We start from the raw sequence: 26,352 nt of genomic DNA on the forward strand, positions 1-26,352 counted from the left end.
CATGAAAAAGACGCTGATATTGTTCGCCATGGTGGTGGCGCTGGTGATCCTGCCGTTCTTTGTCGATCACGGCGGCGAATTCGGCGGTTCAGACGGCGAGGCGGAGAGCCAGATTCAGGTGGTTGCGCCGCATTATGAGCCGTGGTTCCAGCCGCTGTACGAACCGGCTAGCGGAGAAATTGAGAGCCTGCTGTTTACGCTTCAGGGCTCTCTCGGCGCGGCGGTCATTTTCTATATTCTGGGCTACAGCAAAGGCAGACAGCGCCGTGATGACCGGGTTTGACCGACTCAGCTATCAGAGCCGCTGGTTTCACGTCGCACCGGAGCGCAAGTTCCTGTTCTGGCTGCTGCTGATGGTGCTGGCTTTTACCCTGCCTCCGCTGGGGCAGGGTATCGAAATGGCACTGATTGCCGCCTTAACCTGCTGGCAGCTGCGGGTCTCGCCGTGGCGCTGGTGCCGTTGGATGGCGCTGCCGTTTGGCTTCCTGCTGATCGGCGTGCTGACCATTCTGTTCAGCGTTAGCCGCAATCCGCAGGATCTGCTGGTGAGCCTACCGCTGGGCAGCGTCTGGCTGGGCATGACGTCGGAGGGGTTGACGACCGCCAATCAGACCTTCTGGCGCAGCCTGGCGGCGCTGGCGTCCACCTTCTGGCTGGTGCTGAATCTGCCGTTCCCGCAGCTTATTGTGCTGCTCAAGCGTGGGCGGGTGCCACGGCTGCTGACCGAGCAAATCCTGCTGACCTGGCGTTTTATTTTTATTCTGTTAGACGAAGCGCTGGCGATTCACCGTGCGCAAACATTACGTTTTGGCTACCGTAGCGTGCCGAAGGGCTATCGTTCGCTGGCGATGCTGGTAGGACTGCTGTTTACCCGGGTGATGATTCGCTACCAGCAGATGAGCACCACGCTGGATATCAAACTGTATCAGGGTGATTTTCACCTTTAAGGATAAGTATGCTTGCCACGACCGATCTCTGGTTTCGCTATCAGGACGAGCCGGTGCTGAAGGGGCTGACGCTGGATTTTTCCCATCACGCCGTGACCGGACTGGTAGGGGCGAACGGCTGCGGAAAATCCACGCTGTTTATGAACCTGAGCGGTCTGCTGCGCCCGCAGAGCGGGGCGGTGCTATGGCAAGGAAAACCGCTGGACTACAGCAAGCGCGGCCTGCTGGCGCTGCGTCAGCAGGTAGCGACCGTTTTCCAGGACCCGGACCAGCAGATTTTCTATACCGATATCGACAGCGATATCGCCTTTAGCCTGCGGAACCTGGGGGTTGCGGAAGAGGAAATTGCCCGCCGGGTGGACGATGCCCTGACTCTCGTCGATGCCCAGGGGTTTCGTCACCAGCCGATTCAGTGCCTGAGCCACGGGCAGAAAAAGCGCGTGGCGATAGCCGGCGCGCTGGTGCTGCAGGCGCGCTATTTACTGCTCGACGAGCCGACGGCGGGTCTCGATCCTTCGGGACGCGCGCAGATGATCGACATCATTAAGCGTATTGCCGATCGGGGCAACCACGTGGCGATCTCCAGCCACGATATCGATCTGATCTATGAAATCAGCGATGCGGTTTACGTGTTACGCCGCGGCGAAGTGCTGGCGCACGGCGAACCCGGGGAGGTATTTGCCCGCAGCGAACTGATGGCCCAGGCCGGGCTCACCCAGCCGTGGCTGGTGAAACTGCACGCGCAGCTCGGGCTGCCGCTGTGTAAAACCGAAGAAGAATTTTTTACGCGGATGCGAAGCAACGCGATGAAGGAGGCGTCATGACGCTGGCAATTATGTTACAGGGCACCGCTTCTGACGTCGGCAAAAGCGTGCTGGTCGCGGGGCTGTGCCGGATCTTTTATCAGGACGGGCAGCGCACCGCGCCGTTTAAATCGCAGAATATGGCGCTCAATTCCGGTATCACGCCGGATGGCAAAGAGATGGGCCGCGCGCAGATTTTCCAGGCCGAAGCGGCGGGTATTATCCCGGATGTGCGCATGAACCCGGTGCTGCTTAAGCCAACCAGCGACCGCAAAGCGCAGGTGGTGCTGATGGGCAAGGTGGCGACCGATATGGACGCGGTGAGCTATCACGAATACAAGCCGCGCCTGCGGGAACAGATCCTCGCGGTTTATAACAGCCTGGCCGCCGAACATGATGTGCTGGTGCTGGAAGGGGCGGGCAGTCCGGCGGAGATCAACCTGCGCGATCGCGACATCGTCAATATGGGCATGGCCGAGATGGCCCAGTGCCCGGTGATCCTCGTGGCGGATATCGATCGCGGCGGCGTATTCGCCTCTATCTACGGCACGCTCGCGCTGCTGCACGATCGCGAGCGCGCGCGGGTCAAGGGCGTGATTATTAATAAATTTCGCGGCGACGTGGCGCTGCTGTATTCCGGGATCGAGCAGATAGAAACGCTCACTGGCGTCCCGGTGCTCGGCGTCATGCCGTGGCTGGACGTCGATCTTGAAGATGAGGACGGCGTCGCGCTGCAAAAAGGGAAATATCTGCGCACCGACAGGCGCGATATTGAGATTGCCGTGATTCAGGTGCCGCATATCTCCAATTTTACCGATTTCAACGCGCTGGCGGCGCAGCCGGACGTCCGCGTCCGCTATGTTCGCCAGCCGCAGGAGCTGGCGGCCGTGGATATGGTGATCCTGCCGGGCAGTAAAAATACGCTCGGCGACCTCGGCTGGCTGCGCGAGAGCGGCATGGCGCATGCGGTACTGCAGGCCCGGCGTCAGGGCGTACCGGTGCTGGGGATCTGCGGCGGCTATCAGATGCTCGGCGAAACCATTATCGATGAGGTGGAGTCGGGGCTTGGCACCCAGCCGGGGCTGGGGTTGCTCAATACCGTCACCCACTTTGCGCAGAGCAAAACGACGACCCAGGTCACGGCGACTCTGGCTCCGGTGCTCCCGGCGTGGCTGGCGGCAACGGCGGGGCTGGCGGTAAGCGGCTACGAAATTCATATGGGCGAAACCGAGCTGCGCGACGGCTGCCGTTCGCTGATGCAATTACATAAAGGCGGCCTGAGCGTGGCGGACGGCGCGGTCAGCGATGACGGCCTGGCGTTTGGCACCTATCTGCACGGCCTGTTCGATAGCGATGCCTTTACCCGCGCGCTGGTTAACGGCCTGCGCCAGCGTAAAGGGCTGGCGGCGCTGGATAGCGATTTCGAGTATGCGCAGTATAAATCGCGCCAGTTCGATCTGCTGGCGGAAGCGATGCGTCAGCATATTGATATCGAAAAAATCTACACCATCATGCGCCAACATCAGGAGCCCGTATGCTGACTTTAGTGACCGGCGGGGCGCGCAGCGGTAAAAGCCGCCATGCCGAAGCGCTGATCGCCCATGCGCCGCAGGTACTGTATATCGCCACCTCGCAGGTTTTTGATGACGAGATGGCGGCGAGGATCCAGCACCACCGCGACGGCAGGCCCGCGCACTGGCGCACCGCCGAGCGCTGGCGGCAGCTTGATGAGCTGATCACCCCGGATATCGCCCCGGAGGAGGCGATTTTGCTGGAATGCATCACCACCCTGGTGACCAACCTGCTGTTTGCGCTGGGGGGCGACAGCTCGCCGGACGGCTGGGATTATGCGGCGATGGAGCGGGCGATCGACGCCGAAATCGCGGTACTGATTGCCGCCTGCCAGCGCTGCCCGGCCCGCGTGGTGCTGGTGACCAACGAGGTAGGGATGGGGATTGTGCCGGAAAACCGTCTGGCCCGTCATTTCCGCGATATCGCCGGGCGCGTCAACCAGCGCCTGGCGGCGGCGGCAGACGAGGTGTGGCTGGTGGTGTCGGGCATCGGCGTAAAAATCAAATAGGCCAGGCGCGCCGTACCGGGCGTTATTCTTCCTGCTGGCTCTGCCATGAGCCAGCCAACAAGACGAGAACCTCTATGCAAAGCTTAACCTCTCTACTGGGCGCGATCCCGGCGCCTGATGAAAGCGCGATGGCGCGCGCCCGGCTTCATATCGACGGCCTGCTGAAACCGCCCGGAAGCCTTGGACGCCTTGAAGATCTTGCCGTGCAGCTGGCGGGCATGCCCGGTCTTGACGGCGTGCCGCAGGTGAAAAAAAAGGCGCTGCTGGTGATGTGCGCCGACCACGGCGTGTGGGACGAAGGGGTCGCCATTTCGCCAAAAGCGGTGACCGCGATTCAGGCGGCGAATATGACGCTGGGCAAAACCGGCGTTTGCGTACTGGCGGCGCAGGCGGGCGCGAAGATGCACGTGATTGATGTTGGAATCGATGCCGAGCTGATACCGGGCGTCATCAACATGCGCGTGGCGCGCGGCTGCGGCAATATCGCCGTTGGTCCGGCAATGCGCCGCAGCCAGGCGGAAGAGCTGCTGCTGGAGGTGATGCGCTATACCCGGGGGCTGGCGGAGGATGGCGTCACGCTGTTTGGCGTCGGGGAGCTCGGAATGGCCAATACCACCCCGGCGGCGGCGATTGTCAGCGTCCTGACCGGCAGCGATGCCCAGGAGGTGGTGGGCATTGGCGCTAATCTGCCGTTGGCGAAGGTTGGCAATAAAGTTGAGGTGGTACGCCGGGCCATCGCCGTTAACCGCCCCGATCCGCATGATGGTCTGGACGTGCTGGCGAAAGTGGGCGGTTTTGATTTATTGGGGATGACGGGGGTGATGCTGGGCGCGGCCTCCTGCGGCCTGCCGGTGGTGCTCGATGGCTTCCTCTCCTACGCCGCGGCGCTGGCGGCGTGCCGAATGGCGCCGCAGGTGAAACCCTATCTTATCCCGTCGCACTATTCGGCGGAGAAGGGGGCGCGTATCGCGCTGGCGCACCTGGAGCTGGAACCGTATCTCAACATGGGGATGCGCCTGGGCGAAGGCAGCGGCGCGGCGCTGGCGATGCCGATCGTGGAAGCGGCCTGCGCGATGTATCACGAAATGGGGATGCTGGCGGCGAGCAATATTGTGTTGCCGAAGGGCTGAGAAGGTGGGGGAGCGGCGCTGCGCCGTTCCCGGAATTCTGTAGCAGATTCGCGGAGCGCAGAAACAAAAAAACACCCTGGAGGGTGTTTGTAATGTTGGTTGCGGGGGCCGGATTTGAACCGACGACCTTCGGGTTATGAGCCCGACGAGCTACCAGGCTGCTCCACCCCGCGTCACCGTACTGCTTTACTTCATCAAATTTTAATTGGTTGCGGGGGCCAGATTTGAACTGACGACCTTCGGGTTATGAGCCCGACGAGCTACCAGGCTGCTCCACCCCGCGTCCGTGGAAGCGCACTATACTCCGCTAGCGAGATGATGCAACCTTTTTTCGACCAAATCGACATTTTTGTAAGAATTGGCTTATAAAACGCCATGTTGTGGTGTTTTTTTACACAAATCTGTGCCATCGATGAGATCGCGCATTTCAATAGCCCCGGCGCTTTGTTATCTTCAACACGCACTAAGGCTTCGCAGCAAAAGATGAGACACCATGAAAGGACGTTGGGCAAAATATGTAGCGACGGGGGCAATGCTGGCCATGCTCGCCGCCTGTTCCTCAAAACCGACCGACCGCGGTCAGCAATATAGCGATGGCAAGTTCACCCAGCCGTTTTCACTGGTAAACCAGCCGGATGCCGTCGGGGCGCCGATCAATGCCGGCGACTTCTCCGAGCAGGTTAATCAAATTCGTAACGCTTCGCCGCGCCTCTATAACAGCCAAAGCAACGTCTATAACGCGCTGCAGGAGTGGCTGCGTGCCGGCGGCGACACCCGTACGCTGCGCCAGTTTGGCATCGACGCCTGGCAGATGCAGGGCACCGACAACTATGGCAACGTCCAGTTTACCGGCTACTACACGCCGGTGGTGCAGGCGCGCCACACCCGCCAGGGCGAATTCCAGTACCCCATTTACCGGATGCCGCCGAAGCGCGGCAAGCTGCCGTCCCGCGCCAGCATTTATGCCGGCGCGCTGAGCGATAACTATGTGCTGGCGTACAGCAACTCGCTGATGGATAACTTCATCATGGACGTGCAGGGCAGCGGTTATATCGACTTTGGCGATGGTTCGCCGCTCAACTTCTTTAGCTATGCCGGGAAAAACGGCTGGCCCTATCGCAGCATCGGCAAAGTGCTGATCGACCGCGGGGAAGTGAAGAAAGAAGATATGTCGATGCAGGCGATCCGCGAGTGGGGTGAAAAGCACAGCGAAGCGGAAGTGCGTGAGCTGCTGGAGCAGAACCCGTCGTTCGTGTTCTTTAAACCGCAGTCTTTCGCTCCGGTGAAAGGGGCCAGCGCCGTGCCGCTGATTGGCCGCGCCTCGGTGGCCTCCGACCGGTCGATTATTCCGCCGGGAACCACCTTGCTGGCCGAGGTGCCTCTGCTGGATAATAACGGCAAGTTTAACGGCCAATACGAACTGCGACTGATGGTCGCCCTCGATGTCGGCGGGGCCATCAAAGGCCAGCATTTCGATATTTACCAGGGCATTGGCCCGGATGCCGGGCATCGTGCCGGCTGGTATAACCACTACGGCCGCGTATGGGTGCTGAAAAACGCCCCGGGCGCGGGCAACGTCTTTAGCGGCTAGTACTCACGTTCTTTTCCCCGGTCGCGCTGCGCTTACCGGGGCTACGGTAGCCCGGGTAAGGCGCTTGCGCCGCGACCCGGGAATGTCCACTAATTCTGAGGTTATATGTCTGTTGTAATCAGCGATGCCTGGCGCCAGCGTTTTGGCGGTACGGCACGTTTATATGGTGAAAAAGCGCTGCAATGTTTTGCCGACGCCCACGTCTGCGTGGTCGGCATCGGCGGGGTCGGCTCGTGGGCGGCGGAAGCGCTGGCGCGAACCGGCATCGGGGCGATCACCCTTATCGATATGGACGATGTCTGCGTCACCAATACCAACCGCCAGATCCACGCCCTCAGCGGCAATGTCGGGCTGGCGAAAGCCGAAGTGATGGCGGAGCGTATTCGCCTGATCAACCCGGAGTGTCGGGTGACGGTAGTGGATGATTTCGTGACCCCGGAAAACGTGGCGGAATACCTGGGCGCCGGCTTCAGCTACGTCATCGACGCCATCGACAGCGTCCGGCCGAAAGCGGCGTTAATCGCTTACTGTCGTCGCCATAAGGTGCCGCTGGTCACCACCGGCGGCGCGGGCGGACAAATCGATCCGACGCAAATCCAGGTCGCCGATCTGGCGAAAACCATTCAGGATCCGCTGGCGGCCAAACTGCGCGAGCGGCTGAAAAGCCAGTTTGGGGTGGTGAAAAACAGCAAAGGCAAGCTCGGCGTGGACTGTGTCTTCTCTACCGAAGCGCTGGTCTACCCGCAGGCGGACGGCAGCGTCTGCGCGATGAAGAGCACGGCGGAAGGGCCGAAGCGGATGGACTGCGCATCCGGGTTTGGCGCGGCGACGATGGTGACCGCGACCTTTGGCTTTGTCGCGGTATCCCATGCGCTGAAGAAAATGCTGGCGAAGGCGGAGCGGCAGACGGCGTAAATTCCCGGGTCGCGGCGCAGGCGCCTTACCCGGGCTACAAGACAATTCCCCGGAGGCACCTGTCCGGGCGACAAAACCGCACGAACCCGTAGCCCGGGCAAGGCGCGTCAAGCGCCGCCCCCGGGATGAGCTTAAACCTCAACCTCGCGGGCGGCGGCGAGCACCGCTTCGCTCAGGGCGCTGAGCCCCTGGCTGCGCGAGGCGCTCAGCTGGCCGCGCAGCCCCAGCGCATCAAATAGCGCCAGCGGATCATGCGCCAGCAGATCAGCGGCGCTTTTGCCTTCAATGGCGGTCAACAGCACCGCCAGCATGCCGCGCACAATCCGTCCTTCGCTGTCGCCAAAGAAGTGCAGCCTGCCTTCGGCATCCTCCTCATAGCCCAGCCAGACGCGGTTTTCACACCCGGCAATCTCCCGGGCCTGCGCTTTGCGCTCATCGGTCAGCGTCGGCAGCTTTTTGCCCAATAAAATCAGCTGCCGATATTTATCCTCCCACTGGTTCAGCGGGGCAAAGGTCTGGCGCAGCGTGGCGTCGGTAATGGTCGTGCCGAAGGGATGCAGAGTTGTCATTAATCCACCAGAATTTCCAGAGCGCGATCCACCGCGTGGACCAGCGCCGCAACATCGTCTTGGGTATTGTAGGGGGCGAAAGAGGCCCGCAGCGTGCCGCTGACCCCTAAGGCCGCCAGCAGCGGCTGGGCGCAGTGTTGCCCGGCGCGCAGGGCAATGCCGGACTCCGCCAGCAGCGTCACCAGATCGCTGTGATGAATACCGTCGAACTCAAAGGCGAGCAGGCTTGATTGCTGGCAGCGGAAAGAGCGGAAGCCCGGCCGTTTCGCCAGCGCCTCTTCCGCCAGGCTCGCCAGACTGCGGCTCCAGTTTTCCGCCTGGCCGATATCGCTCTGCGCCAGCCACTCCAGCGCGGCGCTCAGGCCAATCACCCCGGCGACATTGGGCGTACCGGCCTCAAGGCCATAGGGCGCCGGCTGCGGCGTAAAGCCGTCAAAGCTGACCTCGGCGATCATCTTCCCGCCGCCGAGCCAGGGCGACATTGCCGCCAGCAGTTCGCTTTTACCGTACAGGGCGCCGATCCCGGTCGGGCCATACAGCTTATGACCGGAAAAGGCGTAAAAATCGATATCCAGCGCCTGCACGTCCGCGGGGAAATGCACCGCCCCCTGTGCGCCATCGACCATCACCACCATTCCGGCGGCGTGAGCAAGGCGGATGGCCTGCGCCAGGTCCGGGCAGCCGCCGGTGACGTTGGACATCTGCCCGATGGCCAGCACCCGGCTGCGCGGGGTGATGAGCGCGCCGAGGCTGGCGATATCCGGCAGCCGGTCGGCGCCAAGCGGCAGCTTGACCACTCTGGCGCCGGTCTGCCCGGCCACCATCAGCCAGGGCACGAGGTTGGCATGATGCTCGGCTTCGCTGACGATAATTTCATCGCCAGGCTGCAGGCGCGGCCGGACGTAGCTCTGCGCCACCATATTGATGGCCTCCGTGGTCCCCCGCGTCCAGACGATATCTTTGCCGGAGGGGGCGTTCAGCCACGCCGCCACGCGCTCGCGGGCCGCCTCATAGCGCTCGGTCAGCCGCTGGGCGGCGGCGAATTGACTGCGGTGGACGTTGCCGGCGCTCAGGCGATAAAACTGGTCGCTGGCGTCGATCACCGCCAGCGGTTTGAGCGCCGTCGCCGCGCTGTCGAGATAGACGCCGGCGTCGGCCAGAGCCGGAAACTGCGCGCGAAAGTGCGCAGGGTTGAATGCGTTCATGGAATTCCTCGTATCAATACCGCGATCGTCGCGCAATTTGCCGGGCGTGACAAGGCCTCTGCGTCCTGTGGAATTGTCCGAATGTGACTCCATATGGGGCAAAGAGGGTTATGCTGAAAAGTGTTGGGTTTGTGTTTTAACCTATTACTTAACGAGTCACGAATAGTATAAATAGCCGTAAGGAGAGAAAAATGAAAATGACTAAGGCCGCTGCGATTATCTCTGCCTGTATGCTGACTCTGGGCCTGAGCGCCTGTTCCTCTAACTATGTGATGCATACCAATGATGGGCGGACCATCGTCACCGACGGGAAACCGCAAACCGATAATGATACTGGCATGATCTCGTATAAGGACGCGTGGGGCAACAAACAGCAGATCAATCGCTCTGACGTGAAACAGCTGGGTGAGCTGGACGAGTAAGGCAGTAAAAAGGCAAAAAAAAGCACCGCGCGTTGCGGTGCTACATTAAATCACTATGGACAGACAGGGTAAATGTACAGGAAGTGAAAAGGGGTAGCCTTGCTACCAGGGTCTGCAAAGACAGACCAATTGCAAACACAACAACACAACATCACAACCGTAAGCCAAAAGCTTGATGGAACACGCATTCCAAAAAAAGCTTCTCGTTCCGGCTCAGGAAGTGCCGCCACTATAGGTATTTGCTGGTAGAACCTCAACGGACAATTTATAATGGCTCAGATAAAAAAAACTAATAGGTTAACCGTTGTTTCCTATTTGTTAAATTGAGTTAACATCTAAGCCAGAATAACCATGTCGAAGCGATTACCTCCTCTGAATGCATTACGTGTTTTTGATGCAGCCGCACGCCATCTCAGCTTCACTCGGGCAGCCGATGAGCTTTTTGTGACGCAGGCCGCAGTCAGCCACCAAATCAAGTCTCTCGAGGATTTTCTGGGCCTTAAGCTGTTCCGTCGGCGCAATCGTTCGCTGCTGTTAACGGAAGAAGGGCAAAGCTATTTTCAGGATATTAAAGAGATTTTTTCGCAACTGACGGAAGCGACGCGTAAACTGCAGGCGCGCAGCGCCAAAGGGGCCTTAACGGTCAGTTTATTGCCAAGTTTCGCCATCCAGTGGCTGGTGCCGAGACTCACAAGCTTTAACTCAGCTTATCCGGGAATCGACGTCAGGATCCAGGCGGTGGACCGTCAGGAGGATAAGCTGGCGGACGATGTCGACGTGGCAATTTTTTACGGTCGCGGCAACTGGCCGGGCCTGCGTGTGGAAAAACTGTACGCCGAGTATCTGCTGCCGGTCTGTTCCCCGCTGCTGCTCACCGGCGACAAGGCATTGAAAACGCCTGCCGATCTGGCGCAACATACGCTGCTTCACGATGCGTCCCGCCGCGACTGGCAAACTTATACCCGCCAGCTGGGTCTAAGCCATATTAATGTGCAGCAGGGGCCGATTTTCAGCCACAGCGCGATGGTGCTGCAGGCGGCCATTCATGGGCAGGGCGTGGCGCTGGCCAATAACGTCATGGCGCAGTCCGAAATTGAGGCCGGTCGCCTGGTGTGTCCGTTTAATGATGTTCTGGTCAGTAAGAATGCGTTTTACCTTGTTTGCCATGACAGTCAGGCAGAACTGGGTAAAATAGCCGCTTTCCGGCAGTGGATTCTGGCGAAAGCGGCAAGTGAACAAGAAAAATTCCGCTTTCGTTATGAACAATAATTACTTGTAGGGTAACAACATGACCAGCCGTTTTATGCTGATATTCGCCGCGATTAGCGGCTTTATCTTTGTGGCTCTGGGTGCCTTCGGCGCGCATGTCTTAAGTCAATCGCTCGGCGCGGCGGAGATGGCCTGGATCCATACCGGCCTGGAGTATCAGGCCTTCCATACCCTGGCGATTTTTGGTCTGGCGGTGGCGATGCAGCGTCGGATCAGTATCTGGTTCTACTGGAGCAGCGTGTTTCTGGCGTTAGGGACCGTGCTGTTCAGCGGCAGCCTCTACTGCCTGGCGCTCTCTCATTTACGCCTGTGGGCGTTCGTGACCCCGGTGGGCGGCGTGAGCTTCCTCGCCGGCTGGGTTTTAATGTTAATTGGTGCAATTCGTCTGAAACGTAAGGGCGTTGTTCATGAATAAGGTTGTCCTCTATTGTCGCCCTGGGTTTGAGAAAGAGTGCGCAGCAGAAATTACCGATAAGGCCGCCCGCCTTGAGGTGTTTGGTTTTGCCCGGGTCAAAGAAGACTCTGGCTATGTGATTTTTGAAGGCTATCAGCAGGATGATGGCGAGAAGCTGGTGCGCGATCTGCCGTTCAGCTCGCTGATCTTCGCCCGCCAGATGTTTGTGGTCGGCGAACTGCTGCGCGACCTGCCGCCGGAGGATCGCATCACGCCGATCGTCGGCATGCTGCAGGGCGTGGTGGAGAAGGGCGGCGATCTGCGCGTCGAGGTGGCGGACACTAACGAAAGCAAAGAGCTGATGAAGTTCTGCCGCAAGTTTACCGTGCCGCTGCGCGCGGCGCTGCGCGAAGCGGGCGTCCTGACCCGCTATGAAACGCCGAAGCGTCCGGTGGTGCATGTGTTCTTTATCGCCCCGGGCTGCTGCTATACCGGCTACTCGTACAGCAACAACAACTCGCCGTTCTATATGGGCATTCCGCGGCTGAAGTTTCCGTCCGACGCCCCGAGCCGCTCCACCCTTAAGCTGGAAGAGGCGTTCCACGTCTTTATTCCGGCGGACGAGTGGGACGAGCGCCTGGCGAACGGCATGTATGCCGTCGACCTTGGCGCCTGCCCGGGCGGCTGGACCTATCAGCTGGTGAAGCGCAACATGTGGGTCTCTTCGGTCGATAACGGTCCGATGGCCCAGAGCCTGATGGATACCGGCCAGGTGACCTGGCTGCGCGAAGACGGTTTCCGCTATCGTCCGAACCGCAACAACATCTCGTGGATGGTCTGCGATATGGTGGAGAAGCCGGCGAAAGTGGCGGCGCTGATGGCGCAGTGGCTGGTCAACGGCTGGTGCCGGGAGACCATCTTCAACCTCAAACTGCCGATGAAAAAGCGCTACGAAGAGGTGTCGCAGAACCTGGCCTATATTCAGGCCCAACTGGACGAGCACGGCATTAATGCCCAGATCCAGGCGCGTCAGCTGTATCACGATCGTGAAGAGGTGACCGTTCACGTGCGTCGCCTGTGGGCCGCCGTCGGCGGACGTCGCGACGAGCGTTAATCTCTCACCCTCAGGCCGGAGACGCGTGCTTGTCCTCCGGCCTTCGCCGCATGCTTAAGGCTGCGGCGCATCCGACACAATATGCGTCACGTCATCCAGATGACCAATTCTTGCCTCGCCGGAACGGTTGAACTTACTTTTATCGATCAGCAGCAGCGACTGCGCCGCCCGCTTAAGCAGGATCGATTTGAAGTCGGCATTGAACGCATTGGAGTCCCACAGCGCGCCCTGCGGGTCGATGCCTTCGCAGGAAAAAATAAACAGATCGATCTCCAGCGATTTCAGCTGGGAAATCAGCGCCGGGTTAACGTAGCAGCCATATTTCCGCTGCAGGGTGCCGCCGGAGCAGGTGAGGGCGATCTGGTCGCGTTTGGCCAGCTCCTGGCAGATGGGCTGGCTGTTGGTAAAAACGTGCAGCGGGCGGTCCGGCAGCTGGCGGGCGAGGTACCAGCAGGTGGAGCTGGCATCGAGGGCGATGACCATGCCTTCGTCAATCCAGGCCAGCGCTTCGCGGGCGATGTCGGCTTTATGCGCGTAATGGCTTTTCAGGCGCATGTGGAAAGGGTCGCCGCTGTCCTGGCTGCGCTGGTGGATCACTTTGGCCCGGCCGTGGTTGCGCAGCACTTTGCCCTGCGCCTGCAGCTCGCTGAGATCGCGGCGAATGGTTTCCCTGCTGACGTTGAGCTGTTTTGACAACGTTTCGGTGGTCAGGCTGCTGTGGTTGATCAGGAGATCGACGATCGCCTGCTGGCGGGCCGCTTTCATTTATTCTCACCCCATCATTGATTGAGCGTCTGCATCAGGCAGACGCTCCGGCATGAGATTACGGCGTGACTCCTTTTTTTAAAAGGATATTTCCGTACTTAGCGCACTCTCCTGTGATAACGATCGCAAAGGCTTTTTGCGCCCGGTCGTAGAAGGCGAAGCGGTCAATCCGCACGATGTCCGGGCAGGGGGCCTGCGCCGAGAGCGCCTGCCGATAGCGCTGTTCCACCGTCGGGTCGAGGGCATCGCCTTCGACGGCGGCCATCATCACCAGCGGCGGCGCGTAGCTGTCTAACTCGAACAGCGGGATAATCGCCTGCAGCAGGTCGCTGACCCGCAGGCCGTCGGCCCGGATCACCTGCGGACCCATGCTGTGCGCCGGGAAGTGGGCATCGGAAAAAATAATTTCATCCCCATGGCCCATTTCGGCCAGCACTTTCAGCAGTTCCGGCGATATCAGCGGGGAAATGGTTTTGAGCATCTCAGGCTTCCTCTGTGAATTCAGGTTCAGTTTGCGGCCAAAAATAGCGGTAGCGGTACGCGACCTGCGCTCTGGCCTGCTCCGGCGAAGAGAACTCGCCCACGCCATACCAGCCAAACATCGCCGCGCCGGCCACCGTGGTTTCGGCATCGTCGAGCACTTTGATCGGTATTCCCAGCCGGTCGGCCTTGATCTGGTTCCACAGCGCGTTGCGGCTGCCGCCGCCGACCAGCAGCAGCTCTTTCGCCCGGAAGCGGCCGATGTTTTCCAGGGTTTGCAGATGCTGCGCTAACTGGTCGCTTAACCCCTCCAGCGCGGCACGGTAAAAATGGCCGCGGGTGGTGTTGAGCGTGACGCCCTGCCAGCCGGCGTGCTGGCTGGCGAGCAGGTCGCACTGCATCCTGACGCCCTGAGCGCCGGGCGGGATCGCCTGGGCTTCGTCAATCAGAGTTTGCCACGGCGTGTCGGCGCTCCACAGCAGCTTACGCACCCATTCGAGCACGCCGGAGGCCAGCCACTGCATCCCCGGGTTATAGCGTCCCGGCTGGCTGTCCAGTTCGCAGGTGGAGCCGCTGTAGTCGCCGAGCAGCGAGGTGTCGACCTGCGCGCTGCGCACCATCAGGATCTCCCAGGTCCCGGAGGAGAGCACCGGCTCATCCTGCCCGGCGCCGGCGCCAAACAGGGCGAACTGGGTGTCGTGCCCGGCCGAGATAACCGGGATCCCGACGGGAAGGCCCAACAGCGCAGCGGCCTCCGGCAGCAGGGCGCCGATCGGCTGGCCCGCTTCAACCAGCCGTGGGAACAGGCGGCGCGGCAGGCCGGTTGCCTGCAGGATCGGCGCGCTGAAATCGCGCTGCCGGAGATCGAGCATCTGGCTGGTGCCCGCCATGGTGAGGTCGGTGGTGAACTCCCCGGTCAGCCGATGGTTGATCAGCGACGAAATGAACAGCCAGGCATGGGCCTGCGCCAGCAGCTGCGGGTGGTTCTCTTTCAGCCAGATCAGCTTATACAGGGTATTGAACGCAAAGGCGCCGACGCCGGCGATTTGCTGCAGCTGGCGTGCGGGCATATACCGGCTGATGGTGTCCATCACCGCCGCGGTGCGCGGGCATTTCCAGCTGATGATCGGATACAGCAGCGCACCCTGCTCATCCACCAGCGCGCCATCGACGCCAAAGGTTGTAACGGCGATGCCGCGCACCGTGCAGGAGGCCAGCGGGTCGTGGATCTGCCGACAGCAATCGGCAAAGCGCTGCATAATGGCCTCCAGCGACCACTGGTGCCAGTCGCTGCGCTCGGCGGCGATGTCGCTGGCGTTTGCCGTGGCGGCGCGGGCGACAATGTTCCCCTGTCGGTCAACGGCCATCGCCCGCACGTTCGTGGCGCCGCAGTCGAGGACCAGGATAACGTCTTGCTTCATAGTGACTCCCGAAACAACATTGCCGAATGGCGCGGCGCTTATCCGGCCTACAAACAGCGCGCGTCTGTAGGCCCGGTAAGCCTGCGCCACCGGCTAAACCCACCAGTTAACGCTTATACAGCGGCCCGTAGTTCTGGCAGGCGCGATAGTCCTGGCCTTCGATGTCCATGCCGTGCGCGGCCCAGGCGGAGGGGCGGTAGATTTTCGCCGCTTCCACGTTGTGCATGCAGACCGGAATGCGCAGCATGGCGGCGAGGGTAATGAAATCCGCGCCGACATGGCCGATGGTCAGCACGCCGTGGTTGGCGCCCCAGTTGGCCATGACCGAGTACACATCGCTGAACGGGCCCTTGCCGGTGAGGCGCGGGGCAAACCAGGTGGTGGGCCAGGTGGAGTTGGTGCGGGCGTCGAGCTGGTCGTGCATCGCTTTGGGCAGCGCCACGCTCCAGCCTTCGGCAATTTGCAGCACCGGTCCCAGACCTTTGATGATGTTCACCCGGGTCATGGTGAACGGCACGCCGCCTTCGGTCAGGAAGCGGGAAGAGAAGCCGCCGCCGCGGAAGTATTCATGGATAGCCGGGCACCATTCGGTGGCCGCGAGGCAGGCATCCGCCTCGTTCTGTTCAATCTCCCAGTGAGGTTTCATCGTCGGGTTGCCCTGCGCGTCGCGCTGCTGGCAGGAGCCGTCCAGCGCCGCGGAGCCGGAGTTAATCAGGTGAATAATGCCGTGCTCCGCCCGGCCGGTGAGCGGCTGCCCGGTGACGCGCTCAACGGCGTCCGGCGACCAGTAGGTGCGCACGTCGGCAAACACCTGGGCGGTGCCGGTGAGCTGGTGGCCCATCAGCATGGCCACGCCGTTGAGGCTGTCGTTTTCGGTGGCGACGACGAACGGCTCGCGCACGCCGTTCCAGTCAAAAGAGCTGTTGAGCAGCGCTTCGGCGGTATCGCCATTGGGATATTGATCGGTCCAGTGGCGCTGGCCCTGGAAACCGGCGGCGATGGCGTTGTAGCCCAGCGACTCCTCCACCAGCCCTTTTTCCGCGAGCTTCGCGTTGCCCTGCATCATATCGCGGATGCACATCGCCATCAGCAGGCTCTCTTTCAGCACCGCGCGGCTCTGCGTTTCATTGCGCTTATACTGCTCGGCGTTCTGATCTTCGCCGTAGCGGAAATGTTTATCCGCCCACGCCAGCGCCATCTCCAGCTCGGTTTCATCATAGATTTTCTGATCGATTCGCCGGCGCAGCTCCGTCATGTCGACTGCCTGAACCTTCATCCCGAGCCAGGATTCAAAGAAGTTGTGGTCGACGATGGAGCCGGCGATGCCCATTGAGACGCCGCCCAGCGACAGATAGCTTTTCCCTTTCATACTGGCGACGGCCAGGCCGGCGCGAGCGAAGCGCAACAGTTTTTCTTCGACGTCCGCCGGGATGGAGGTGTCATCGGCATCCTGCACGTCATGCCCGTAGATGGAGAACGCCGGGATCCCTTTCTGGCTGTGGGCCGCCAGCGCGGCGGCCAGATAGACCGCCCCCGGACGTTCGGTGCCGTTAAAGCCCCAGATGGCCTTCGGGCGCAGCGGATCCATGTCGATGGTTTCACTGCCGTAGCACCAGCAGGGGGTGACGGTGATGGTGACGCCAACGTTCTGGCTGCTGAATTTCTCTTCACAGGCGGCCGACTCGGCCATGCCGGCGATGCAGGTATCGGCGATCACGCACTCCACCCGGGCGCCGCAGGCATGGCGCAGCTTCTCGCTGATAAGCGCGGCGGTGGCTTTCGCCATGTTCATGGTTTGCGCTTCCAGCGATTCGCGGACCCCCATGCGACGACCATCGATTACCGGGCGGATACCGATCTTCGGTAAGCTGATTTTTTTCATTACAGATCCCTCAGGTTATGCGGATAACAGGTTTAGTTCGTCGCCGCTTGCGAGCGGAAACGGGCAAAAATAAAGATGATGGCGAAGCACAGCGCCGGGACCAGCTCAGCGGTCGGGATATTGCCGGCGGCATCGCTGACAAAGCCCATCACCGGGGTGACGATCCCGCCGCCGATGATGGTCATGACGATAAAGGACGAGCCATATTTGGTGTCCTGGCCCAGCTGCTTAATCCCCAACGAGAAGATGGTCGGGTACTGAATGGACATAAAGGCGCTGCACAGGGTCAGGGCCAGCAGGCCGACGTGGCCGCCGCTGAAGGCGGAGAGCAAACAGAGCAGCATGGCGATAAGCGCATAGACAGCCAGTACGTTATGCGGCGCGAAGCGGCGGATAAGCCAGGTGCCGGTGAAACGGCCAATGAAGAAACAGACCATGGTGCCGGTGAGGTAGTTGGCGGCGAAACCGGCCGTCATGCCCGGGATCTCTTCGACAGCGTAGCGAATCAGATAGCTCCAGCAGGCGGTCTGCGCGCCGACATAGCAGAACTGGGCCAGTACCGCCCAGCGCCAGTGGCGGATGCGCATCAGGCGCGACAGCGAGGCGAGAAAAGTGCTCTGCGCGCTGTCGCTGTGGTCATCGCTTTGCAGCGACGGGAAGCGGGTGCAGACGATCAGCAGGGCGACCAGCAGCACGATGGCCACGATAATCATATAGGGGGTTTGTACCGACAGGACCAGGCTGTGCTTCCAGGCGCCGAGCTGTTCTGGGGTCATGCTATCCAGCACCTCCTGCGGCTGATGCGGCACGTTGGACAAAATAAGGCTCTGACCAAATACCACGGCGATAATGGCGCCAAATGAGTTAAAGGTCTGGGCCAGATTAAGACGGAAGTGACCGCCGCTTTCCGGACCGAGAACGGTGACAAACGGGTTGGCCGCAGTTTCCAGACAGCCAAGCCCGGCGGCGATAATAAATAATCCAATCAGAAATAGGGTGTAATTCATCACTTCGGCGGCAGGCCAGAACAGCGCGGCGCCGCAGGCATATAAAAACAGACCAGTAAGAATGCCTGCTTTATAGCTGAATTTTTTCATCAGCATCCCGGCGGGGATGGGAATAACAAAATAGCCAAAATAAAAAGCTGACTGGATTAATCCGGCCTGAAAGTTAGTCAGCGTAAAGGCCTGTTGAAATTGCGGTAATAAAATATCATTAAGATTATTGGCCACGGCCCACAGAAAAAAGAGGGAGCACAGCAGAGCAAAAGGAATAATATAGCTCTTACTCTGCCCGCTCTCCATGGCGCGGTAACTTTGCGTTGGTATCGTTGTGTTTCCCATAGCGTCCTCATCAGTTCAGAAGCAGTTACAACAGCATTCAGGGCGCAGTCTGGTGCTGCAGCAGACCGCAAAATTAAGTGAGCTCAGGTGACGCGCCGGTGAGTGAAATGAAAGTCACGGCGGAACTCATGGCTTCATTTTCAAATAAAAACCGCCTGTTAATATGATGAGGGTCACACTTAGCGCTCTGCGGACCATTTTATGTGATAATTGTCACTTTAATTTTTCAAAATCGCTGACCGTTTGAGGAAATAAATTCACAAAACCACAACGCTAATGACCGATTGAATATATATCGTGGAAAACGGGCAAATGTTACAGGAAAATAAAATGCCCGCTTGATGGAATATTTTTAAGAACGGGCATTTTAAATGGTCGATTAACCAGTCTGATCCCTTTTTTTAGGGCGGAATAATTGACGTGGTTCACAAAATATGGCGATGAAAATTCCCCTGTGATTATTCAGGCTGAAGATGGAGATCATTATTCAACCTATCCCACGGTAGCCAACAATAATTGCGTTGCCCTGCCGTTGACGGATGATGAGTCGCCAAAAGAGGAAAGCAATGGAAAGAAACAGACTGGCCCGGCAGATTATCGATACCTGCCTGGAAATGACCCGCCTGGGGTTAAATCAGGGGACCGCCGGCAATGTCAGCGTGCGCTATCAGGGGGGGATGCTGATCACGCCCACCGGCATCCCGTATGAAAAACTGACGGAAGAGAAGATCGTCTTTATTGATGCCGACGGCCAGCATGAGCAGGGAAAACTGCCCTCCAGCGAATGGCGTTTCCATCAGGCGGCCTACCAGACGCGGCCCGATGCCCAGGCGGTGGTCCACAATCACGCTGTGCATTGTACGGCGGTGTCGATCCTCAACCGGCCCATTCCGGCCATCCACTATATGATCGCCGCGGCGGGCGGGAATTCGATCCCCTGCGCGCCCTATGCCACCTTTGGCACCCGCGAACTGTCTGAGCATGTCGCGGTGGCGCTGAAGCACCGCAAAGCCACGCTGCTGCAGCATCATGGCCTGATCGCCTGCGAGGCCAGCCTGGAGAAAGCGCTCTGGCTGGCGCATGAAGTGGAAGTCCTGGCCCAGCTTTATCTCAGCACGCTGGCGATTACCGACCCGGTACCGGTGCTGGATGACGAGGCGATCGCCATCGTGCTGGAGAAGTTCAAAACCTACGGATTACGCATTGAAGAGTGATGCCGCAACGCTAACAGGAGAGACGCGATGGCAAACCGAATGATCCTCAACGAAACGGCGTGGTTTGGCCGGGGGGCGATAAACGCATTAACCGATGAAGTGATGCGGCGCGGTTATCGCAAGGCATTGATCGTGACCGACAGTACCCTCGCGCAGTGCGGCGTGGCGGCAAAAGTCACTGACAAACTGGACGCCGCCGGGCTGGCATGGGACATGTTCAGCGATGTGATCCCCAATCCCACCATCGCCGTGGTCCAGCAGGGGCTGCAGGCCTTTCAGCGCAGCGGGGCGGATTACCTGATCGCCATCGGCGGCGGTTCGCCTCAGGATACCTGTAAGGCGATCGGTATTATTCAGCGTAACCCGGCGTTCGCCGATGTCCGCAGCCTGGAGGGGCTGTCGCCCACCCGTCAGCCCAGCGTGCCGATCTTCGCGGTGCCGACCACCGCGGGTACCGCGGCGGAGGTGACGATTAACTATGTCATCACCGATGAAGAACAGCGGCGTAAGTTTGTCTGCGTCGACCCGCACGATATTCCGCAGGTGGCCTTTATCGATGCCGATATGATGGACGCCATGCCGCCGGCGCTGAAGGCGGCCACCGGCGTCGACGCCCTGACGCACGCTATCGAAGGGTTCCTCACCCGCGGCGCCTGGGCTTTGACCGATGCGCTGCACCTCAAAGCCATCGAGATCATCGCCGGCGCGCTGCGCGGCTCGGTTGCCGGAGACGCCGGAGCGGGGGAAGCCATGGCGCTCGGCCAGTATGTGGCGGGGATGGGATTTTCCAACGTCGGGCTTGGCCTGGTGCACGGCATGGCGCATCCGCTCGGCGCTTTTTACAACACGCCGCACGGTGTGGCGAATGCCATCCTGCTGCCGCACGTGATGCGCTTTAATGCTGAGGCGACCGGGGACAAATATCGCGATATCGCCAGGGCGATGGGCGTCAAAGTGGAAGCGTTAAGCCTGACCGCCGCGCGCCTGGCGGCGGTGGAGGCGGTCTGCCAGCTCAACCGCGATGTCGGTATTCCCGGCCATCTGCGCGAGGTGGGCGTCAGGAAAGAGGATATTCCGGCGCTGGCCCAGGCGGCGCTGGCGGATGTGTGTACCGGCGGCAACCCGCGCGAGGCGAGCCTGGCCGATATCGTCGGGTTATATCAGGCGGCCTGGTGAGGGGCCGGCCCGGCCGAAGCAGGCAGTGCCGCCGCGCTCGGGTAGGGTCAGCGCGTCAGCCGCAGCTGCTGCAGATTGCCGTCCAGCTGTAGGTCGGTCTGCAGGCGGGCGACTTCCCGGCAGGTGAAGGCCATTTCCTGATGCGTTGCCAGCTTTTTGCGCCACTTTTCCGGGACCTCGGCCAGGCGGGCATACAGCCCCTCCAGGTCCTGGAACTCGTTCAGCAGCTGGGAGGCGCTTTTGGGGCCAATGCCCGCAACGCCCGGCACCTTCGAGCTGCTGATCCCCGCCAGCCCCCAGTAATCCGCCAGCTGCTCCGGGGTGACGCCGAACTCGCTGGCGATGAAGGGGGCGTCCAGCCAGCGCTTCTGAAAGTAGTCGCGGATGCGGATGGTGGGCGACAGCAGCTGGCAGTAGCCTTTGTCAGTGGAGACAATGGTGGCCTGATGGCCCGCCTGGGCCACCTTCACCGCCAGGGTGGCGGCGAGGTCGTCCGCTTCGCTGCCCGGCGAGGCCCAGCAGCGGATCCCCCGCTGCTCGAAGGCGGCCCGCAGCGCCGGCATCTCGGCGACCAGGGTCTCCGGCATCGGCGCGCGGCCGGCTTTGTACTCCGGCAGGCGCTGGTGGCGCCAGCCGTGGGCGCGATCCTCATCATCAAACACCGCCACCGCGTGGGTGGGCTGACTATGGACGATCAGCTGCTCCAGCGCATGCAGGCAGGTATCGACGCAGGGCGAGCCCTGTACCGCGTGGATGCGGCGGATCAGATTTAACGCGTCGACGATTAACAGATGAACAGCCACAGATACCCCCTTATTCTCAGCGCCTTTAGGGTAACATCGGTGGTGATTCGAGGCCATTGGTAGAGCGAGGATCGGGAATCACACTCGCAAATCAGGCAGGATTCCGGTCAAAAGCAGGCCCGCCGCGGCGACGCGCGGCGGGCCAGCAGGTTAATCGCAGGCGACAATCTTCATCGCCAGCCCCCCGCGAGAGGTTTCCCGGTACTTGGCGTTCATGTCTTTGCCGGTTTCGTACATGGTCTCAATGACTTTATCGAGGCAGACGCGCGGCTCGCTGGTCCGGCGCAGCGCCATTCGCGCGGCGTTGACCGCTTTCACGGCGGCGATAGCGTTGCGTTCGATGCACGGCACCTGCACCTGGCCGGCGACAGGGTCGCAGGTCAGACCGAGGTTATGCTCCATGGCGATCTCTGCCGCGATGCACACCTGGCCCGGGCTGCCGCCCAGCAGTTCAGCCAGACCGGCCGCCGCCATCGAGCAGGCGACGCCCACTTCACCCTGGCAGCCCACTTCGGCGCCGGAGATCGAGGCGTTCATCTTATAGAGCGAACCAATCGCGCTGGCCACCAGCATATAGCGCGCCAGGGAGTTGCTGTTCACCTTGCGGATAAACTTGTCGTAATAGGCCAGCACTGCCGGCACGATACCGCAGGCGCCGTTGGTCGGCGCCGTCACCACCCGGCCGCCGGCGGCGTTCTCTTCGTTCACCGCGAGGGCGAACATATTGATCCAGTCGACCACCGCCATCGGGTCGCTGTTGGTGGTGTCCTGGCTCACCAGCATGCGGCGCAGCGCGGCAGCCCGGCGCGGAACGCGCAGTTTGCCCGGCAGGACGCCTTCGGTGGTGATGCCGCGCTCAATACCGGCGCTCATCACTTCCCACACCGCGGCGAAGTGTTGCTCCAGCGCCTCTTTACTGTGCAGCGCCAGTTCGTTCTGCATCATCAGGCCGGAGAGCGACAGCCCGGTTTCGCGGCAGTGACGCTGCAAGTCGGCGGCGTTTTTATAAGGATAAGGGACGGCCACCGGCGCGTCGGTAGTCTGACCGAAGTGCGCTTCATCGACGATAAAGCCGCCGCCGATGGAGTAGTACGTCTGGCTGTAGAGCGCCTGGTCGCCGGCCAGGGCGGTGATGCGCATGCCGTTCTCATGCAGCGACAGGTTGTCGGCATGGAAATTCATGCACTGATCGACCGGGAAGTCCACTTCGTGCTGGCCGTTGGCCAGCATCAGGCGACCATGGGTGTTAACGTCCTGAATAAAGCCAGGGATAGCGTCGATGTCGACGGTGTCCGGCAGGTTGCCGGCAAGCCCCATGATAATCGCGATATCGGTATGGTGGCCTTTACCGGTCAGGGAGAGGGAGCCGTAGACGTCGACGACCACTTTGCTCACCTCGGCCAGCAGGCCGCGCGCGATCAGGTCGTCAGTGAATTGTTTGCCCGCTTTCATCGGTCCAACGGTATGGGAGCTGGAAGGGCCAATGCCGATTTTAAAGATATCGAATACGCTGATCATATGTATTCCCGTGCTGTCGGAAAGCGCGCCACCGTTCAGCGGCGCGGGGGGAGGTGTTGACTGAATTAGCTGAACAGCGAGTAGAAGATCGCGGAGATGGCAATCAGACCCATAATCACCACGAAGACGTTGCTGACGTGGCCGCTGTATTTACGCATCGCCGGCACTTTCTGAATCGCGTACATCGGCATCAGGAACAGGATCATCGCGATAATCGGGCCGCCCAGGGTCTCGATCATGCCGAGGATGCTCGGGTTCAGCGTCGCGACAATCCAGGTGGTCACCAGCATGAACAGCGCGGTCAGCTTGTTCAGTTTGTTGATTTCGATCGATTTGCCTTTACCGCGCAGGGACTTAATCACCATGCCATTAAAGCCTTCGCGGGCGCCCAGGTAGTGGCCGAGGAAGGATTTGGTGATGGCGATCATCGCGATGATCGGCGCCATCCAGGCAATGATTGGCGCGTTAAAGTGGTTCGCCAGGTAAGACAGAATCGAGATGTTCTGCTCTTTCGCCGCCGCCAGGTCTGCCGGAGAGAGGCTCAGGACGCAGCTGAAGACGAAGAACATCACGGTCAGCACCATCATGATGTGGGCGCGAGCCAGGATGCTGGAGCATTTTTTCTCGGCGCCTTCGCCGTACTCTTCACGCTTGGCAACCGCGAAGGAGGAGATGATCGGCGAGTGGTTGAAAGAGAAGACCATGACCGGGATCGCCAGCCACAGGGTCATCAGCAGGCCGTTGCCGGTGACGGAGGCGCCGCTCAGGGAGAGGGTCTCCAGCGCCGCGCCGTTCCACTGCGGGATCAGGTACAGCGCCAACACCATCAGGGCGATAACGAACGGGAACACCAGCACGCTCATCGCTTTTACAATCATCTGCTCACCGAAACGCACGATGGTCATCATGCCGACGATCAGGATCAGCGACAGAATCGCGCGCGGCGGCGGCGTCATGTGCAGCTGGTGCGCCATGAAGCTTTCGACGGTATTGGTGATCGCCACGCTGTAGACCAACAGGATTGGGTAGATAGCGAAGAAGTAGAGCAGGGTAATCAGCTTACCTGCGCCTACGCCGAAGTGTTCTTCAACCACTTCAGTAATGTCTTCGCCCGGGTTTTTGCCGGAGAGCACGAAGCGGGTCATACCGCGGTGGGCGAAGAAGGTCATCGGGAAGGCCAGAATCGCCATGATAATCAGGGGGATCATGCCGCCGACGCCGGCGTTGATCGGCAGGAACAAGACGCCCGCGCCGATCGCTGTACCGTACAGGCCCAGCATCCACATGGTGTCGGTTTTACGCCATCCGCTGCGGGTTTCGCCCGAAACGATGGTGCTGGTTTGAGTGGTTTCCATCTGTATCTCCTGGAGGAATCAACAAAATCTAATGAACAAATACAATTGCGTAACACGAAATTCGTTTAATTACGGTTTTTTTAGAAATTTTCTCCGTAATAATTGGGCCGGAAAGATACATTTATATGGTTTATGCATCAGTGATCGCGATCTCAAATGCAATAATCCACTTTCAATGTGCGTATTTTTAGTCCAACAGCCTGTTTCTGGTGATCAGCCAGCGATTTGTGGCGCGCAGGCTACCATTTGCAGCATATGAGATAAAAGCGGGGCGGCGTAATAACGAGGGATTTACTGTAAAAAAGAGAAGTGGTCGACGTTTTTGCGCTTAAAACCATTTTTTGCAGTGATAATTGTCGCAGTTTTTACCAACGCAAACGATTGGCTATGTAAAAATAATTTAGCTGTTTGATGAGTAACAGAAAGTTTTTTAGCGCGTTTTGGAATTCAGAGAAAGCGTGCCCGCCGGGGCAACAGGCGCTGCCCCGGCGGGACGGAAATCAGGCGATGATTTCGTAGCAGGGAATATAGGCGGTGCCGCCCGGGAGCTTCATGCGGTGCTGGGCGACGAAGCCCTGCAGCAGATCGTCCATGCGGCGCATCATCTCCGGGTCGCCGTGCAGCTTATAAGGACCGTACTGCTCGATGGCCTGGATGCCCACCTCTTTGACGTTACCCGCGACAATGCCGGAGAAGGCGCGGCGCAGGTCGGCGGCCAGCACTTCCACCGGCTGGTCCGGGGAGAGTTTGAGGTTGGCCATATTTTCATGGGTTGGATCAAACGGCATCTGCAGGTCCGGCGAGATACGAATCGACCAGTTGAAGCTGTAGGCGTCGTCGGTCTCGCGACGGCTCTCTTTCACCAGCGGCATCGCTTTTTTCATCTGCCGCGCCACTTCCGCCGGATCGTCGATGATGATCCGGTAGTGGCGACGGGCGGATTCGCCCAGGGTATGGGTGATAAATTCGTCCAGCACGCGGAAGTAGTCAGCGCTCTCTTTCGGTCCGGTGAGGATCAGCGGCAGCACCTGCGCTTTGTTATCCGGATGCATCAGAATACCCAGCAGGTAGAGCAGTTCTTCGGCGGTGCCGACGCCGCCCGGGAAGATGATGATCCCGTGGGCGATGCGCACGAAGGCCTCCAGACGCTTTTCGATGTCCGGCATGATGATCAGTTCATTGACCAGCGGGTTTGGCGGTTCTGCGGCGATAATGGACGGTTCGGTCATGCCGATAAAGCGGCTGTCTTTGTAGCGCTGCTGCGCGTGGCCGACGGCGGCGCCTTTCATCGGCGCTTCCATCGCGCCAGGCCCGCAGCCGGTGCAGATATTCAGTTCCCGCAGTCCCAGCTGCGTACCGACGCGGCGGGCGTAGAGATATTCGTTTTCGTTGATCGAGTGGCCGCCCCAACAGACGATCATGTTCGGCGCTTCGCCGACGTGCAGCGCGCGGGCGTTGCGCAGGATCGAGAACACCAGGTTGGTGATATGGACCGAACTTTCGAGATCGAGGTTCGGGAAGCGAACGGTATTGTGGATCTGGCCGTACACGAACAGGATATCGCGCAGTACGGCGAACAGGTTGGCCTGCAGGGAACGAATAATGCGCCCGTCAACGAAGGCCTCTTCCGGCGGGTTGATCAGTTCCAGCTTCACGCCGCGTTCGCGACGCAGCACGTTAATATCGAAATTTTCAAAACGCGACAGAAGCTCCTTGCTGTTATCGGTCAGGCTCCCCGAGTTGAGCACAGCAAGCGAGCAGTTGCGAAAGAGTTGATACAGATCGCTGCTGGCGGTGCGCTTAAGCATATCCACTTCCAGCTGCGACAGCATATCCATTGAACCAAGCGGGCTAACATGTGTAATCAAGTGAACTCCTTACAGGACGCTTATGGTCTTCCTGTGATTACAATAGCCCTGCGAGCGGCGTTTCCACAACCTTGCGCGCGTCTAAACG

Annotated in this window: 25 protein-coding genes and 2 tRNA genes; 14 read left to right on the top strand and 13 right to left on the bottom strand. The window is 60.0% G+C overall.

Annotated features, from left to right (window positions below; all coding sequences use genetic code 11):
* Nucleotide 1: 1 nt before the first annotated feature.
* The 6 genes from ABLX76_RS03600 (at nucleotide 2) to cobT (ending at nucleotide 4,960) form a co-directional block, all read left to right on the top strand.
* Complete coding sequence (locus ABLX76_RS03600; protein ID WP_004105092.1) at nucleotides 2–283, top strand: energy-coupling factor ABC transporter substrate-binding protein; 282 nt, start codon at nucleotides 2–4, stop codon at nucleotides 281–283.
* On the top strand, nucleotides 270–947 hold the full coding sequence (locus ABLX76_RS03605; protein ID WP_348874001.1) for an energy-coupling factor ABC transporter transmembrane protein: 678 nt from the start codon (nucleotides 270–272) through the stop codon (nucleotides 945–947). The genes ABLX76_RS03600 and ABLX76_RS03605 overlap by 14 nt, the downstream gene beginning before the upstream one ends.
* A gap of 8 nt (nucleotides 948–955) precedes the next feature.
* Nucleotides 956–1,771: an energy-coupling factor ABC transporter ATP-binding protein gene (locus ABLX76_RS03610; RefSeq protein ID WP_004105088.1), complete on the top strand. Its 816-nt coding sequence runs from the start codon at nucleotides 956–958 to the stop codon at nucleotides 1,769–1,771.
* Entirely contained in the window at nucleotides 1,768–3,291 is a 1,524-nt protein-coding gene (locus tag ABLX76_RS03615) for a cobyric acid synthase (RefSeq protein WP_065882038.1), read from the top strand. The genes ABLX76_RS03610 and ABLX76_RS03615 overlap by 4 nt, the downstream gene beginning before the upstream one ends.
* Complete coding sequence (gene cobU, locus ABLX76_RS03620) at nucleotides 3,285–3,830, top strand: bifunctional adenosylcobinamide kinase/adenosylcobinamide-phosphate guanylyltransferase (protein WP_064155017.1); 546 nt, start codon at nucleotides 3,285–3,287, stop codon at nucleotides 3,828–3,830. The genes ABLX76_RS03615 and cobU overlap by 7 nt, the downstream gene beginning before the upstream one ends.
* A 74-nt stretch (nucleotides 3,831–3,904) precedes the next feature.
* A complete protein-coding gene (gene cobT, locus ABLX76_RS03625; protein WP_348874003.1) occupies nucleotides 3,905–4,960 on the top strand; it encodes a nicotinate-nucleotide--dimethylbenzimidazole phosphoribosyltransferase in 1,056 nt (351 codons plus the stop codon).
* A gap of 96 nt (nucleotides 4,961–5,056) precedes the next feature.
* On the opposite strand, the gene ABLX76_RS03630 is transcribed toward cobT, so the two are convergent.
* Together ABLX76_RS03630 and ABLX76_RS03635 are read right to left on the bottom strand one after the other, a co-directional pair.
* Nucleotides 5,057–5,133, bottom strand: a tRNA-Met gene (locus ABLX76_RS03630).
* A gap of 33 nt (nucleotides 5,134–5,166) precedes the next feature.
* Nucleotides 5,167–5,243 (bottom strand) — tRNA-Met (locus ABLX76_RS03635).
* A 210-nt stretch (nucleotides 5,244–5,453) separates the two neighbouring features.
* Between ABLX76_RS03635 and mltA the strand changes: the two genes are divergently transcribed.
* Nucleotides 5,454–6,551, top strand: coding sequence for a murein transglycosylase A (gene mltA, locus ABLX76_RS03640; protein ID WP_008806279.1), 1,098 nt, complete (start codon nucleotides 5,454–5,456; stop codon nucleotides 6,549–6,551).
* Between the two features lie 105 nt (nucleotides 6,552–6,656).
* Nucleotides 6,657–7,466: a tRNA cyclic N6-threonylcarbamoyladenosine(37) synthase TcdA gene (gene tcdA, locus ABLX76_RS03645; protein ID WP_049013567.1), complete on the top strand. Its 810-nt coding sequence runs from the start codon at nucleotides 6,657–6,659 to the stop codon at nucleotides 7,464–7,466.
* A gap of 131 nt (nucleotides 7,467–7,597) precedes the next feature.
* On the opposite strand, the gene csdE is transcribed toward tcdA, so the two are convergent.
* Both csdE and csdA read right to left on the bottom strand, forming a co-directional pair.
* Complete coding sequence (gene csdE / locus ABLX76_RS03650) at nucleotides 7,598–8,035, bottom strand: cysteine desulfurase sulfur acceptor subunit CsdE (protein ID WP_065882031.1); 438 nt, start codon at nucleotides 8,033–8,035, stop codon at nucleotides 7,598–7,600.
* Nucleotides 8,035–9,240 carry a cysteine desulfurase CsdA gene (csdA, locus tag ABLX76_RS03655; protein WP_023290862.1) on the bottom strand — a complete coding sequence of 402 codons (1,206 nt, stop codon included), beginning with the start codon at nucleotides 9,238–9,240 and terminating at the stop codon, nucleotides 8,035–8,037. Before csdA ends, csdE begins: the two co-directional genes overlap by 1 nt.
* A gap of 197 nt (nucleotides 9,241–9,437) precedes the next feature.
* Between csdA and ABLX76_RS03660 the strand changes: the two genes are divergently transcribed.
* The 4 genes from ABLX76_RS03660 (at nucleotide 9,438) to rlmM (ending at nucleotide 12,439) form a co-directional block, all read left to right on the top strand.
* Entirely contained in the window at nucleotides 9,438–9,662 is a 225-nt protein-coding gene (locus ABLX76_RS03660; protein ID WP_002915549.1) for a YgdI/YgdR family lipoprotein, read from the top strand.
* A 351-nt stretch (nucleotides 9,663–10,013) separates the two neighbouring features.
* Nucleotides 10,014–10,931, top strand: a complete 918-nt coding sequence (gcvA, locus tag ABLX76_RS03665) for a glycine cleavage system transcriptional regulator GcvA (protein WP_002915545.1) — start codon at nucleotides 10,014–10,016, stop codon at nucleotides 10,929–10,931.
* A 19-nt stretch (nucleotides 10,932–10,950) separates the two neighbouring features.
* Nucleotides 10,951–11,346, top strand: a complete 396-nt coding sequence (locus ABLX76_RS03670; RefSeq protein ID WP_002915543.1) for a DUF423 domain-containing protein — start codon at nucleotides 10,951–10,953, stop codon at nucleotides 11,344–11,346.
* Nucleotides 11,339–12,439, top strand: a complete 1,101-nt coding sequence (gene rlmM / locus ABLX76_RS03675) for a 23S rRNA (cytidine(2498)-2'-O)-methyltransferase RlmM (RefSeq protein WP_023290861.1) — start codon at nucleotides 11,339–11,341, stop codon at nucleotides 12,437–12,439. Before ABLX76_RS03670 ends, rlmM begins: the two co-directional genes overlap by 8 nt.
* 54 nt (nucleotides 12,440–12,493) lie before the next feature.
* Here the strand turns inward: rlmM and fucR are convergent, their stop codons facing one another.
* The 5 genes from fucR to fucP all read right to left on the bottom strand — a co-directional run bounded on the left by fucR (nucleotide 12,494) and on the right by fucP (nucleotide 18,330).
* Entirely contained in the window at nucleotides 12,494–13,204 is a 711-nt protein-coding gene (gene fucR / locus ABLX76_RS03680) for an L-fucose operon activator (protein WP_023290860.1), read from the bottom strand.
* Between the two features lie 58 nt (nucleotides 13,205–13,262).
* Nucleotides 13,263–13,685, bottom strand: coding sequence for an L-fucose mutarotase (gene fucU / locus ABLX76_RS03685; RefSeq protein WP_017899197.1), 423 nt, complete (start codon nucleotides 13,683–13,685; stop codon nucleotides 13,263–13,265).
* A gap of 1 nt (nucleotide 13,686) precedes the next feature.
* The gene (gene fucK / locus ABLX76_RS03690) at nucleotides 13,687–15,105 is read right to left on the bottom strand and encodes an L-fuculokinase (protein WP_180265191.1); all 1,419 of its coding nucleotides are present in this window, start codon (nucleotides 15,103–15,105) and stop codon (nucleotides 13,687–13,689) included.
* Nucleotides 15,106–15,211: 106 nt separating this feature from the next.
* Complete coding sequence (gene fucI, locus ABLX76_RS03695; protein ID WP_023290857.1) at nucleotides 15,212–16,987, bottom strand: L-fucose isomerase; 1,776 nt, start codon at nucleotides 16,985–16,987, stop codon at nucleotides 15,212–15,214.
* A 32-nt stretch (nucleotides 16,988–17,019) separates the two neighbouring features.
* On the bottom strand, nucleotides 17,020–18,330 hold the full coding sequence (fucP, locus tag ABLX76_RS03700) for an L-fucose:H+ symporter permease (RefSeq protein ID WP_023290856.1): 1,311 nt from the start codon (nucleotides 18,328–18,330) through the stop codon (nucleotides 17,020–17,022).
* Nucleotides 18,331–18,896: 566 nt separating this feature from the next.
* Here fucP and fucA point away from each other — a divergent pair.
* Nucleotides 18,897–19,544, top strand: a complete 648-nt coding sequence (gene fucA, locus ABLX76_RS03705; protein ID WP_023290855.1) for an L-fuculose-phosphate aldolase — start codon at nucleotides 18,897–18,899, stop codon at nucleotides 19,542–19,544.
* 27 nt (nucleotides 19,545–19,571) lie between these two features.
* Entirely contained in the window at nucleotides 19,572–20,720 is a 1,149-nt protein-coding gene (fucO, locus tag ABLX76_RS03710; protein WP_261902075.1) for a lactaldehyde reductase, read from the top strand.
* 47 nt (nucleotides 20,721–20,767) lie between these two features.
* Here the strand turns inward: fucO and xni are convergent, their stop codons facing one another.
* The 4 genes from xni to ppnN all read right to left on the bottom strand — a co-directional run bounded on the left by xni (nucleotide 20,768) and on the right by ppnN (nucleotide 26,264).
* The gene (xni, locus tag ABLX76_RS03715; protein WP_348874007.1) at nucleotides 20,768–21,523 is read right to left on the bottom strand and encodes a flap endonuclease Xni; all 756 of its coding nucleotides are present in this window, start codon (nucleotides 21,521–21,523) and stop codon (nucleotides 20,768–20,770) included.
* Between the two features lie 150 nt (nucleotides 21,524–21,673).
* Nucleotides 21,674–23,041 carry an L-serine ammonia-lyase gene (locus tag ABLX76_RS03720; RefSeq protein WP_023290842.1) on the bottom strand — a complete coding sequence of 456 codons (1,368 nt, stop codon included), beginning with the start codon at nucleotides 23,039–23,041 and terminating at the stop codon, nucleotides 21,674–21,676.
* 65 nt (nucleotides 23,042–23,106) lie between these two features.
* The gene (locus ABLX76_RS03725) at nucleotides 23,107–24,396 is read right to left on the bottom strand and encodes an HAAAP family serine/threonine permease (protein WP_004205549.1); all 1,290 of its coding nucleotides are present in this window, start codon (nucleotides 24,394–24,396) and stop codon (nucleotides 23,107–23,109) included.
* Nucleotides 24,397–24,896: 500 nt separating this feature from the next.
* Nucleotides 24,897–26,264 carry a nucleotide 5'-monophosphate nucleosidase PpnN gene (ppnN, locus tag ABLX76_RS03730; RefSeq protein WP_023290840.1) on the bottom strand — a complete coding sequence of 456 codons (1,368 nt, stop codon included), beginning with the start codon at nucleotides 26,262–26,264 and terminating at the stop codon, nucleotides 24,897–24,899.
* Between the last annotated feature and the right edge of the window lie 88 nt (nucleotides 26,265–26,352).

Source organism: Klebsiella sp. JB_Kp004, from assembly GCF_040065795.1.
Classification (GTDB): domain Bacteria; phylum Pseudomonadota; class Gammaproteobacteria; order Enterobacterales; family Enterobacteriaceae; genus Klebsiella; species Klebsiella quasipneumoniae.